Consider the following 11,879-nt stretch of genomic DNA (forward strand, 5'->3'; position numbering starts at 1 on the left):
AGATATTACCACACCGTTACGTTAGAGCTACCGCTGCTTTGATACCCCTCTGTCGCTAACACCTGGTAAGACCAACTGCTTCCCAAATTCATCCCTTTACTCTTCCATGCGTTAACGTGGTTGCTAAAAGTGATAGCGACGTTGCTGCCGGTAACTCTCTTCGACTGGCGGACACTCCAGAACTGGGTGAACGTTTTTGTTCCGTCAATGGAAGGTGCGTTGACTCGTTGAGTCGTATAGATGTCATAGGTGCCGCCATCACTTGACACGGTGCCTTTATGTGTTCCTGTAGGTCTATAAGTGCCCCAGGTATCAACGACGTAATATTCGATGAGTGAGTTTCTCGTCCACCCATAGAGAGTCAGATACCCATTGCCGGACGGCGCCCAGACGCCCGCATTGTAATTTACTGTCCGAGTTGGCGATCCGGTATTCCAGCCTTTACCGACAACAAAATTCCCGGTATTTGACCAGTTAACACTGTAATTTCCACCTGATCCATTGGTAGCATTTACGGTTCCGCCACCATCGGTCCAATTTTGCCAATAGTCTGTCGCTGCATTTGAGGTTGCTGCAAACAAGCTAAAACTCATTGTAGCCGCAATAAATACTGTAAAAATTTTCTTATTCAACTTGAACATAACTTACCTCCTAGAATATTTTTTTCTCGCTGCTTACCAACATCCTGCTTGTCGGTTGTTTCTCCTTGCAGTACAAAACTTATTCTGTGTCATATTCCGCGAACTTCTGACTTTCACCTCCTCCATAAGTAAATTATAGGAGGTAAGCGCATACATAACCACTTAACAAATTAAAGAATGATCCCCATATTTTATATGAAGTTCGTGCTGCGCACCAACAGAGGGATGAACTCCTTAAGCAGCCGTTCGTTCGTAAGGTGAGAAATCCACTTACTTCCGTAGTATGAGATCGGCTTCCTTAGCCCACCGAATAATTTGTTCGGGGAATATGCAAAGAGGGGGTTATTATCGTCGCAATAATCCAATAATGCTTGATATGATAACTATACCCCTTCAGTTTCTTGGTTCTTATCATAAATTTGAAACTCGTGAGAATACATATGGAAAATAGTTAAACATGGCATAGGCAGGGATGTCTCTTGGATAATTATAGAAATGTCGAAAACAAATTCCGCCGATACAAAGCCCATGTTTCCATCGCGGGAACCACCCAGTTTCATATACGAAATCCGTATGCCATAGCATGGTGGTCTGCAGCCTTTCCTGGTTTTGGGCATCTACTCTTAAGCAAGTATTATCGTGGTCTCTCCTTGTTCATCTGGGAAGTCATTGTTAATTACAACGCCAAAATCAACCTAGCAATGGTGCATTCGTTTTGCGGAAATATTGAGGCAGCGAAAGAAGTGCTGGATCCAAGGTGGATGCTCATGTATATTCCCGTTTATTTGTTTGGCATTTGGGACAGTTACCGGACCTCAGTCGATATGAACAAAGTGTATTTGCTAGCGGAGAAGGAGGATGCGCCATTTAACTCATTCTCCATCGGAGCGATGGAGATTAATTATTTGGACAAAAGAAAACCCATCATGTCCGTCATATGGTCCTTATTTATGCCTGGACTTGGACAATTGCATATCCACCGCGTGGTCACTGCGTTTTTCGCGCTGATTTGGACAATCGTTTTTTTATATTTCTCTAAGCTGCTTCTTTCAGTCCATTACTTGTTTCTCGGGCAACTTACTGAGTCTACAGCCGTACTTGACAAACAATGGCTGCTTTTTATGCCTTCCATGTGGGGATTTGCCGCGTATGATTCGTATGTAAACACCGTGGAAAACAACAAGCTATTTAACAATGAGCAAAAAGACTTCCTGATCAAACATTACCAAGACCCTACATTTCGGGTGAAAAAGGGCAAAGTGGTGAAATAAATCCTATGGTACAGATTTTTTCGACGTTCGAGCACTCCACCAATTTAGAATTAGCGATTACGGTGCTGGAGAAAAACGGAATTCAAAAAGGAAATATTTTCGCAGTTCCCTTAACGAACCGCAAAACGGAGCGACGATTGTTCGACAGTATCCACAACGCGGACGGCATTTCCTTGATTAGCACTGGTGCGGCGCTCGGAACCGCGTTTGCCGTCATTGGGGCCAGTGTCGGATTCAAGCTGGCATGGGGGCCGATATATTGGGGACTGATCGGTGCAGCAGGCGGTTTTGCCCTTGGGGTTTGTATCGACGTATTCTACTACAAGGTCATCAAAAAGCAGCAACGCCTGTTACGGGGGAAAAATTCAGAGGTAATCCTTGTAATAGAGTGTGAGGAGTCTCAAGCGGATATTGTGGAAGACGTGTTGTGGCATCATTTCGCAATCGGGACAGCAAGAGTAGTGTAAGAAATAGGTTCAAGGAAAGTTTCCATCATTCGGACCCCATGAAGGTGGCCGATCGTTCAGACTCGATCCTGCAAAAAAAACAAAGGGACCGCGAATCTCGCGAGTGCATATATCGTCAGTCCCCCCAATTTCGCTTGGCATCGCATGTATCAGCACGACGGCAAACATGGCAAAGATTTGACAAAATTGATAGAATCGAATCTTTCCATGATGAATTCTACCTTTTCCAGTTATCCACTCATTTTATTATCTGTCTTGTTCTCCATTTAGAACGATTACCGTTCGCTTGAACCGGGGTTCATATATGGCGATCAGCGGCGATTCAGCAGCAATAATTCGATTTGTCGGGAAGTAGGTTGTGCGCTACCCCCCATCGGTTCCGCGCTTAGGGAAATAATGTCCGCGCCAAGAAGCATGTCGGTGTAGGCCCTGACGTGAAGATGGCCGCGCGTTCCCTTCAGCTTCACTAAGCCGAGCGAATCGCTTCGATCTCCTTTCACTGCCCACGCCTGATAGACGGAGTTAGACAGCCCGGTCAAGTGATCGAGCAGCAGGAACGCCTCGCTGCTGTCTCCGCTGAGCCATAAATAGCCGTTTTCGGTTCGCCCACCAGGCGCCATAATGCGGTAACGCGATGTATCCGGGGCCATCACGACGTGTAGCGCGGCAGGCTCCTGCCGCTCCACGTAGGCCTCGAACGGGGTTAATGCCTCGTTCGGCGGAGTTCCCCGCAGCAGCGCGAACAAGAGCAGCGCCGCGGCGACGGGAAGCGCACCGGCGATCGCCCATTTACGTAATCTCCTCATCCGGCCGATCCGTCTAATCTCCTTCTCGAGCGAAGCGAGATGCCCGGCGGCTAGCGGCGCCGATACGGATTCCGTCCAGTCGCGGCTGTCGCCCACGGCTAATAAGAATGCCCATTCCCTATAAACGGCCGCACATTGGCCGCAAGACGCGAGGTTCTCCTCCATCGTTTTTTGCCTGATCACGCCGGGCTTGTTCATCGCGTAATCGATCCAATCTTGCTCGGAATAACCGTGCCCGCAGTCGACGCGAACGCTGTCCTTATTCCGCTGATAAGTGTTTCTACCCTCCGCCATTATTCCCTCTCCCTCCTTCCCATGCTGCCGTCTGTCCAGCCTCTCCTCGCAAGTTCCTTGCGCAAATTCCCGAGCCCGTAACGGATCCACGACTTGACCGTTCCAAGCGGCACCTGCCATTCCTCGGCAAGCTCGCGCTGCGTTCTTTTGCCAAGGAATGCCGTAACCACCGCGTTCCGCTGAAGCTCGGGCAGCACCTCAAGGGCTTCCCTGACCGCCATCCTCTCCATGAAGCCGATTGTCTTATCCTCCGGCGTCGTATCGGTTCGCAGCTTCTCTCCCCCGTTCTCCGCGCTCATCGCAACCGTCCTGCTCCGTTTTCTGAGACGATCCACGCAGCGGCTTCGCGTCATGACGGCCAGCCACGATTCGACCGAGCCTTTGGCCGGGTTATAGCGGTCTCCCTTCCTTATTGCCTCGAGAAAGACGTCGTGGCACGCATCCTCGGCTTCCATCCGTTCGCCAAGCGTCCGGCAAGCGATTCTCAGCACTAACGGAGCATATCGGGCATAGAACAAGTGGAATGCCTCGGTTGAACCTTCGCACATTGCCCTCAGAAGCGCCGCTTCGTTCTCTTCGCCATCGTCTTGCCAAACCGGTTTGCCTTTGCCCTGCCGCACCGATATTTCCCTCCCCGCGATCTCTTTTAATTATTTTTTATCAAAAAATGCGCGAAAAGAAAACTCCAAAAAATTTTTTTTGCCGAGTAAATCCAAAACGCAGCCCGCGTCGTACACCATATGAACGAAGCGCGTCAGCGCGTCGAACATATTACATTCGGGAGGTCGTTCATTATGCGCAAAGCATGCCGCCAGGCAGGCATCCTGGCACTAATTGCAGCCATTCTGTGGACGGGAGGAAGCGCGCTCTTTCCCGCGGCCGCTTGGGCCGCAAGCGAGACAGAGCTGTACACGCCGTATACGGCGGTCGATGCCGCGCCCGGGGAATCCGTCAGCTATAATGTCGAGCTAATCAATAACAGCGACGAGACGGTAACATCCAATCTCGGATTTCAAAACGCGAATGCACAGTGGACGCACGAGCTGACGGCAGGCGGTCGCGTCGTCAAGCAGCTTGCCGTCAAGCCTGGCAGCTCGCAATCGTTAAGCTTGCGGCTCGATGTCCCGCTGGAGGTCGAGCGCGGCGAATACCAATTTACGCTGACAGCAGGCGAAGCGCGTCTTCCGTTGCGTGTATCGGTAGCCGAGAAAGGAACCTTCACCTCGAAGCTTGAGGTAGAGCAGTCCAATATGGAAGGCCATTCCGATTCTACCTTCACGTTTTCGGCTATTTTGACGAATCAGACGGCAGAGGAGCAGACATACGCTCTTACCGCCTCCGCGGATCCCGGCTGGGACATTCGGTTCAACTCCGGCGGGAGCAGCGTGACTTCGGTAACCGTTGAGCCGAATACGAATCAAACCTTGTCCGTGGAGGTTCTCCCGCCCGATCAGGTGAAAGCAGGCACGTACCAAATCCCGATTATGGCCGCCAACAACGCAACCAAAGCGGAAACAACGCTGGAGGCCGTTATTACGGGGGCCTACGGCATTGGACTAACGACTGCCGACGAGCGGCTTAATGCGGACATCAAAGCGGGCGGCACTCGTTCGTTGCAATTGACGGTCACGAACACCGGCACGGCGAAACTCGAAGATATCAGCTTAACGGCGCAGACGCCGTCCGATTGGGAGGTGACTTTCGAGCCGAAGACGATTCGTTCATTGGAACCCGGCAAGCAAGAAAGCGTTCAGGCCGTCATTAAATCGTCGGAGCAATCCCTGCCAGGCGATTACGCGCTCAGCCTGTCGGCCCAATCCGCTCAAAAAACGGCCGATGCCGCCATCCGGGTAGCCGTCAAATCCTCTTCGTTATGGGGCTGGATCGGCATACTCATCATTGCGGCCGTAGCTCTCGGCATATATGGGTTGTTCCGCAAATACGGGAGGCGTTGACAGTGGCGGTTCAGTACTCCGTTATCGATTCGGCAGTGGAAATATCGGGATTAACGAAGGCGTACGGCGATTATCTAGCCGTGAATCGGCTGGACCTTACTATTCGGAAAGGCGAAATATTCGGCTTGCTTGGGCCAAACGGCGCCGGTAAAACGACGACGATTCTGATGATGCTCGGTTTGACGGAGCCGAGCAACGGAACGGTGCGCGTGCTCGGACTGGATCCCGCCAGCAGCTCATTGGATATTAAGCGAAGAGTCGGGTACATGCCCGACGATCTTGGCTTCTACGAGGACCGGACCGCGACGGACAATCTCATCTACACCGCAAGGCTCAATGGATTGTCCGAGGAAACTGCCCGCGAGAGCGCCAAGGAGCTGCTGGACCGTGTGGGGCTCTCCGCAGCCGGAGGCAAAAAAGTAGGCGCTTATTCGCGCGGGATGCGGCAGCGGCTAGGTCTGGCCGACGTGCTCATCAAGAGGCCGGAGATGATCATTCTGGACGAACCGACGCTTGGAATCGATCCTAAAGGCGTGACGGAGTTGCTTGAGCTCATCACCGTCCTCAGCAAGGAAGAGGGTTTAACCGTTCTGCTCTCCTCCCACCATCTCCAGCAAGTTCAGCAAATATGCGATCGGGTCGGCTTATTCGTAGGCGGAAAGCTCGTCGCTTGCGGAGACATTGAGCAGTTGTCCCGATCCTTGGAGCAGAAGAATGCCATCATCGTGGAACTCGAGGTCGGGCGGAAGACCGAACAATTCGAGCAGTCGATCGGGGAGATCGAAGGCGTGAACTCCGTTCGATGCTCCGTTTCGGGCATGAACGGTTCGCATGCGGCGTTCGAGGTCGTTTGCGATGCCGACGTTACGCCGGAGATCGCCCGCGTCGCGGCGACCGAATCGGAATTGCTCTCGCTGCGGAAACGATCCTACCATCTAGACGATATCTATCGCCGCTACTTCGAAGGAGGAGATGCTCATGGCGCTTAAAGAAACGGTATCCAGACTGCCCGTTCGCTTATTCCGTCCGAAGGAAGACGCACGGAGCGCGACCTCTACATCGGCGTTCTGGGTCATGGTTCGCAAGGAGTTCAGCGATCACGTTCGTAGCTGGCGCTTTGTGATTCTTATGACGATTATCCTGCTTGCCTGCATCGGCTCCATTTATTCCGCGATTACGGCTTTGCGGAGCGGCAACGGCCAGGCCGGGGAATCATCCGAATTTTTATTCCTTCAGATCTTCACGTTGTCGGACGGAACGCTGCCTAATTTCATCGGGTTCGTCACGTTCCTGGGACCGCTTATGGGGATCGCGCTCGGATTCGACGCCGTAAATGCGGAACGAAGCAAAGGTACGCTTAGCAGGCTAATCTCGCAGCCCATCTACCGGGACGACTTCCTGAATGCGAAGTTCGTCTCCACCCTGCTCATTATTGCGGTATCCATCTTCTCTATCGGCCTTCTGGTCATGGGGGTCGGCTTGATCGTCATCGGCTTTCCTCCGACGCCCGAGGAATTTTGGCGAGTGCTTCTGTTTTTGATTACGGCAATTATTTATGTAGGTTTTTGGCTGAACGTATCCATTTTGTTTTCGGTACGCTTCCGTCAAGCGACCACCTCGGCGCTCGCCGGCATTTCGCTCTGGATTTTCTTCTCCGTCTTCTACGGGATGATTCTGAATCTCATTGCCAAAGGCGCTGCCCCCGCCACGGATTCAGGCGCGGAAGTCGTCATGGGTTATCAGAAGTTGATGCAGGCGTTAAACCGCTTCTCGCCTTCCGAATTGTTTAACGAGGCGAACACTACGCTGCTTATGCCGAACGTTCGCTCCTTAGGACCGCTAGCCATGGAGCAGGTCGTCGGGGCGTTGCCTAGTCCGCTGCCTTTGGGCCAGAGCATACTGCTTGTATGGCCGCATCTTACCGGCATGCTTGCCGCGACCATGATTTGCTTCGGCTTGTCTTATTTGCTCTTCATGCGCCAGGAAATCCGCTCCCGGTCTTAAGCACGAACCCAAACTATCTTACATGGATCCCCAATCACAAATAACCGGCCAAGGCAGTCTGCCTTGGCCGGTTCTATTTTGCGTATCTATCCGATTGGGGAATATGCGCAATTGCTCAACATTACCTTCCAACAACAATTAAACATCTTGCCATCCGCCCGTCAAAACTTCTATTGTCGAAGGAGAAACATTTTTCCCGATTGATGCTAACAGCATTGAAGATGAATTTGCGTAACAATAAGCACCATTTCCAATATATTGAGTCATATTCAATCAACCTCCGAGCATCGGGATATGTTCCTAATCAGTATGGAGTTATAGGCAAACAATATTCTATAAACATCTCTTCTTGATTATTATCAGCACGGTAGTATATTTCCAAACAAGGTTTGTCAGCTAGTTGAAAACCGCTATCAGGAAGCCATTCCCCGTATAAATAATCTACCACTGTCCCCAGCTCGGAGATGGATAATTCATATGGAATGTCCTTGTCCTTACTAACTTCAATTCTGCAAACGGCATACGTTCCGCCTTGAATATTCTGAATTCCAATTTCACCGCTTGCTTCTCAAACGAATCTTGGTGGTAATTTGTTGCGTTCTTCTATAATTGTTTATGATTTCCTTTGCGTATCTAATTGAGGATAACTGCCAGTTACTTCAACAAAGGAGCAAACGCTGCCGCGGTGCTTGCTCCTTTGATCTTTACCACGCTATCGTTCTCCGTTAGCTCAATAGTCTTATGTTTTAATTAGAGTCGCTGCTTATAGTTGTGAGGCTTGCCGAACACCTAATGCAGTGACGTCCCGACGGGCTTAGGGGGCTGGATGTGGTCACTCGCTTCTCAGAGTGACCCGGAGCGTCGATATGGTGTTAGCCGAAGGAAGTTCTGGAAGCAGCCATTGCATTTAAGGCGTTCTCAAAATAGCTATATACTTCATCTGCAATTCCCAGAAACTCTTCAACAAGTACATTACTATCCAAGTAACAAACATACAGATAATCAACTAAAGCGGAGTCAATCTCACAATAGTTTAATATGGCATTCTTCATCTTAATAATGTCATCTTGCCATACACCTGTATCTTCTAAAACCAAAGAGTATAATGCACGAATTAATCTCTTAGAGTAACCTTTAATATATCTAGTTTTCATTGTGTTATCACTAGCATTAGAAAGTAAACTATGTATACGATCTACTTCCTCCTTGGTCTCTGTATTTAAGTCTAAAATGAACTCTGGAGAAATAATTATCGGTGGTACTTTTTCACCAACGTCATGACCATATATGCAAACACAAATTATCTTTACCCAAAAACCCCACTCATTTGGTTTACTTAATACATCGTCAATCGAGCAAATTATCGTATCAATCTTAGTTACTACTGGATATTCTTCCAAAAGCCTGTCTTTAATATTTGACAATCTTTCGTAATCAATATCTTTAGGATTTACACATACAATAGTAAAGTCTGCATCTGACTTAAAAGGTTTAGCAGTTCCTTTTGGAATCGAGCCACACATATAAATGCTATGAATCTTACCTTTAAATTCGGTAAGTATATTATCTATATACTTATCAACAAAATCCTTATATTCACTTTGTATTACAATTCTATTTATAACTTTTTCTAATATCATATAGACTCCTCCTAAACTAAGAACTTCTTTCGGCTAACGTTGTTGTATTCACGACGTCCCACCACCTTAAGCCCGAAGGGGGGCCGCGATGCGGTTAGGTGGTGCGGATGTGTCCGGCAGATTCCGCTTCTCTGCTGCTGAAATGCCTCCTAGAATCCCATCTAACTTCTGCCGGACCGAGGGCGAATGCCCGATGCGTGAATATGGTGTTAGGTGATGTCCCTGTCTTTTTCGAGCTACATCCCTTCTCTTTATCTATAATCTGCAAATGTGATCTCTAGAGATTATTTCTTTTACTCTTCCCCATTGTAATTTGTCTAGACCACATCGAATTTCTGGCATTGCTAATTTATTTAAACTGGACGGCCCTGCCATTGAGATCTCGTTAATCCGAAGCCTTCTTTATTTATGTAAGGAACCGGCGATTGGCACTACTGAGTTAATAGGATATACTTCACCTTATAAAAGAACTACAAAAATTTTTCTCTGATGTCATTACTCATACAAACACGAGGTGTACTTATGAATAGAAGACTAGTTTACTTTAGCCTTTCCTTAATGTGTATTATTTTCTGTATACTTATAGTTTTGCTCTTTAGTGAAACGCCGTTCATAAGAGGATTGGTTGGGGATGTTATTATAGTAGTTTTTATATATTATTTTATTATGACTCTGAAAGATTTTAGTTCAATTTATGTTGTAATCTTTACTCTTGTATTGGCTTTAATCACAGAAGTGCTGCAGTATTTTCACTTTGCTTCAATTCTAGGTCTTCAACACAATAAAATTGCACAGCTAGTAATTGGTTCTATATTCGACCCTATGGATATGATTGCATATACAATTGGAGGTATTGTTGCTTTCATCATCGATACGAAAATAATTAAGAAGCCGAAAAATACCCATTTCCGCACGTACTAAGAATGCAGCAAGGATCAATTGAGTTGTACAAGAAGTGCGACTATGGAGAGAGACCTCCTTACAAGGGGTCTTTCTTTTAGTTTTCACCCTAAGGGGAAACATTAATCCAAGAAGTTATACTTCCCACGGCTCAGTGAAGAAATAAATGGAGCTCCGCAAATAACCACCGCGGTTTGCATCCGCAGAAATACAATGAGCCAATTAGTATTCCTCAGGTGTAGTAAATAAGTTTTTCTTGATTTCTATTAACTCCATCGAATTCACTCTATCATAGTATTTACAGGGATTTCACCTAACGTTCTTGTATTCACGACGCCGAGAGGCTTAAGGCAGCGAAGCTGCCGGCTGCGCGAATGCGCAGTTAGCCTCGCAGGTGTGTCCGCCTGAATCCCCATCCCCGAAATACCTCGGGCGGACCGAGGGGCGAATGCCCCGGAGCGTGAATACGGTGTTATAAGATGTCGGCGTCTTCCTTGATTAATCTTACAAAATCACTTAATCCGATCTATGTGCATTAATAAATGATTTATTTCATGTACTCGATCTAGTGATATTCCGTTTCTTTGTTCTATTGCAAGTGGGTGATCATTAGGTTCTAAATTAATTAAAGGACATACTCCAATTTCTCTTGTTTGTATTTCGCATTTCAGACTAAGAGTACTTGGATATAAAGGAAGTTCGGTAGAAAACCATCCGAAATAAGCAGGTTCATTCTTTCTTGTCTTTGAATTCCATATTTCATTTGCTCTCATAAAATTGCCTTCACTTATTGAAGACCAAACGCTCCATATAAAAAATTCATCTGTTCCTAAGATTGGAATTTCTAGATGTCCTCTAATAAAAAATTTGTCCTGGTCTATTACACATAAGTCATTATTGATTTCACATCTATCTTGTCTTTCCTTTTCATCAAGCACGAGGTAATGGAATGGGGCATTGCTCCCAAAACATAATGATATTTCTCCGATCTCTTCATTGCAGTGAGAGCATTTCATTAGTTTCACCTGTCTTTTTGTGTTTTTTATGTTTACGCCGATTTCTTATAACATCTTTTTTGCGAACTTCGTAAATTCGTCATGACTTAAGTTATTCGCGAAATCATTCAACTATCCTGCCCGTTAGTTCAATGAAAAACGGCAGCCGGTCATGGCCAACTGCCGTATGTTGATGTTGAACTATCGTCTCCCGTTAGTTTAATTGTGCATAAGTTTCCAATTGATGCTAATTAAAAAGACTTAATATAATTTTTCTGATCCTTCGTAAATTGATAGCCCCTTTTTTGGTACAGTCTATGTGCTTGCTCGCGGCTCGGATGAGACAACAACTTTATGCCGGAATAACCCTTTTCCCGCGCCCATTGCTCTAAATAATCCATTAACTTGCTGCCAATACCTTGATTTCTATAGCGTTCTTTTACTACAAAGCCTAAAACATTGATCAAAGGATCGGCAAAAAGCAACTCATAGCGAGTTCCATGGATATATCCAACAATCTCGTTATTGAGTTCGAATACAAAAATCTTATCTTTTGTCTCTCGTGTAATGATTTCAATTTTTTCTTTGACTTTTTCTTCGGTAAAACATGAAAGATTGGGGTTGAAATCTTGATTCAAGAAGTATATGTCTGGATAATCGGTTATGTTGATTTCCCTTACTAGGTATTCCATAATCTACTCCTTACTCCTATTTTCTTCTTAATCATGTGCTAGGCTTCAGCAAACATAAATCGGTTGCTGGAGTTTGGCATTCCTTTCTACAGAAAAATTCCACAATGCTATTGTGTTAACCTCCCTCTATGGAGAATCACTATGCTCTTAAATGCTCACGTTTTCTTAGAATATTGTCCTAGTTTGCACATTGCAGATAACATTTCAGTGGAAC

At 46.9% G+C, this 11,879-nt stretch carries 13 protein-coding genes; 6 read left to right on the top strand and 7 right to left on the bottom strand.

Annotated features, from left to right (window positions below; genetic code table 11):
• Positions 1-5 precede the first annotated feature (5 nt).
• On the bottom strand, positions 6-641 hold the full coding sequence (locus J2T14_RS30415; RefSeq protein WP_307476920.1) for a glycoside hydrolase family 11 protein: 636 nt from the start codon (positions 639-641) through the stop codon (positions 6-8).
• 479 nt (positions 642-1,120) lie between these two features.
• On the opposite strand from J2T14_RS30415, the gene J2T14_RS30420 reads away from it, so the two are divergent.
• Positions 1,121-1,912, top strand: coding sequence for a hypothetical protein (locus tag J2T14_RS30420; protein WP_307476922.1), 792 nt, complete (start codon positions 1,121-1,123; stop codon positions 1,910-1,912).
• Between the two features lie 5 nt (positions 1,913-1,917).
• Positions 1,918-2,379, top strand: coding sequence for a hypothetical protein (locus tag J2T14_RS30425; protein ID WP_307476925.1), 462 nt, complete (start codon positions 1,918-1,920; stop codon positions 2,377-2,379).
• Between the two features lie 311 nt (positions 2,380-2,690).
• Here the strand turns inward: J2T14_RS30425 and J2T14_RS30430 are convergent, their stop codons facing one another.
• Both J2T14_RS30430 and J2T14_RS30435 read right to left on the bottom strand, forming a co-directional pair.
• The gene (locus J2T14_RS30430) at positions 2,691-3,479 is read right to left on the bottom strand and encodes an anti-sigma factor (protein WP_307476927.1); all 789 of its coding nucleotides are present in this window, start codon (positions 3,477-3,479) and stop codon (positions 2,691-2,693) included.
• On the bottom strand, positions 3,479-4,099 hold the full coding sequence (locus J2T14_RS30435; RefSeq protein ID WP_307476929.1) for an RNA polymerase sigma factor: 621 nt from the start codon (positions 4,097-4,099) through the stop codon (positions 3,479-3,481). The genes J2T14_RS30430 and J2T14_RS30435 overlap by 1 nt, the downstream gene beginning before the upstream one ends.
• A 174-nt stretch (positions 4,100-4,273) precedes the next feature.
• Between J2T14_RS30435 and J2T14_RS30440 the strand changes: the two genes are divergently transcribed.
• Genes J2T14_RS30440 through J2T14_RS30450 form a run of 3 tightly spaced genes read left to right on the top strand, consistent with a single transcriptional unit; the run spans position 4,274 to position 7,438 of the window.
• A complete protein-coding gene (locus J2T14_RS30440) occupies positions 4,274-5,434 on the top strand; it encodes a COG1470 family protein (protein WP_307476931.1) in 1,161 nt (386 codons plus the stop codon).
• A gap of 2 nt (positions 5,435-5,436) precedes the next feature.
• Entirely contained in the window at positions 5,437-6,423 is a 987-nt protein-coding gene (locus J2T14_RS30445) for an ABC transporter ATP-binding protein (RefSeq protein WP_307476933.1), read from the top strand.
• A complete protein-coding gene (locus J2T14_RS30450; protein WP_307476935.1) occupies positions 6,413-7,438 on the top strand; it encodes an ABC transporter permease in 1,026 nt (341 codons plus the stop codon). Before J2T14_RS30445 ends, J2T14_RS30450 begins: the two co-directional genes overlap by 11 nt.
• 304 nt (positions 7,439-7,742) lie before the next feature.
• Here the strand turns inward: J2T14_RS30450 and J2T14_RS31065 are convergent, their stop codons facing one another.
• Both J2T14_RS31065 and J2T14_RS30460 read right to left on the bottom strand, forming a co-directional pair.
• Entirely contained in the window at positions 7,743-7,991 is a 249-nt protein-coding gene (locus J2T14_RS31065) for a GyrI-like domain-containing protein (RefSeq protein ID WP_373458239.1), read from the bottom strand.
• A 319-nt stretch (positions 7,992-8,310) separates the two neighbouring features.
• Positions 8,311-9,078: a nucleotidyltransferase domain-containing protein gene (locus J2T14_RS30460; RefSeq protein WP_307476937.1), complete on the bottom strand. Its 768-nt coding sequence runs from the start codon at positions 9,076-9,078 to the stop codon at positions 8,311-8,313.
• 522 nt (positions 9,079-9,600) lie between these two features.
• Here J2T14_RS30460 and J2T14_RS30465 point away from each other — a divergent pair.
• Positions 9,601-9,999 carry a ribosomal maturation YjgA family protein gene (locus J2T14_RS30465; protein WP_307476940.1) on the top strand — a complete coding sequence of 133 codons (399 nt, stop codon included), beginning with the start codon at positions 9,601-9,603 and terminating at the stop codon, positions 9,997-9,999.
• Positions 10,000-10,490: 491 nt separating this feature from the next.
• On the opposite strand, the gene J2T14_RS30470 is transcribed toward J2T14_RS30465, so the two are convergent.
• A complete protein-coding gene (locus J2T14_RS30470; RefSeq protein ID WP_307476941.1) occupies positions 10,491-10,994 on the bottom strand; it encodes a DUF2199 domain-containing protein in 504 nt (167 codons plus the stop codon).
• 230 nt (positions 10,995-11,224) lie between these two features.
• Positions 11,225-11,665 carry a GNAT family N-acetyltransferase gene (locus J2T14_RS30475; protein ID WP_307476944.1) on the bottom strand — a complete coding sequence of 147 codons (441 nt, stop codon included), beginning with the start codon at positions 11,663-11,665 and terminating at the stop codon, positions 11,225-11,227.
• Between the last annotated feature and the right edge of the window lie 214 nt (positions 11,666-11,879).

Source organism: Paenibacillus harenae (genome assembly GCF_030812415.1).
Classification (GTDB): Bacteria; Bacillota; Bacilli; order Paenibacillales; family Paenibacillaceae; genus Pristimantibacillus; species Pristimantibacillus harenae_A.

Excerpts from the sequence above, each read along its gene's own strand:
- J2T14_RS30415 (WP_307476920.1), bottom strand. The coding sequence starts at position 641 with ATGTTCAAGTTGAATAAGAAAATTTTTACAGTATTTATTGCGGCTACA.
- J2T14_RS30425 (WP_307476925.1), top strand. The coding sequence starts at position 1,918 with ATGGTACAGATTTTTTCGACGTTCGAGCACTCCACCAATTTAGAATTA.
- J2T14_RS30430 (WP_307476927.1), bottom strand. The coding sequence starts at position 3,479 with ATGGCGGAGGGTAGAAACACTTATCAGCGGAATAAGGACAGCGTTCGC.
- J2T14_RS30440 (WP_307476931.1), top strand. The coding sequence starts at position 4,274 with ATGCGCAAAGCATGCCGCCAGGCAGGCATCCTGGCACTAATTGCAGCC.
- J2T14_RS30450 (WP_307476935.1), top strand. The coding sequence starts at position 6,413 with ATGGCGCTTAAAGAAACGGTATCCAGACTGCCCGTTCGCTTATTCCGT.
- J2T14_RS30460 (WP_307476937.1), bottom strand. The coding sequence starts at position 9,078 with ATGATATTAGAAAAAGTTATAAATAGAATTGTAATACAAAGTGAATAT.
- J2T14_RS30465 (WP_307476940.1), top strand. The coding sequence starts at position 9,601 with ATGAATAGAAGACTAGTTTACTTTAGCCTTTCCTTAATGTGTATTATT.
- J2T14_RS30470 (WP_307476941.1), bottom strand. The coding sequence starts at position 10,994 with ATGAAATGCTCTCACTGCAATGAAGAGATCGGAGAAATATCATTATGT.
- J2T14_RS30475 (WP_307476944.1), bottom strand. The coding sequence starts at position 11,665 with ATGGAATACCTAGTAAGGGAAATCAACATAACCGATTATCCAGACATA.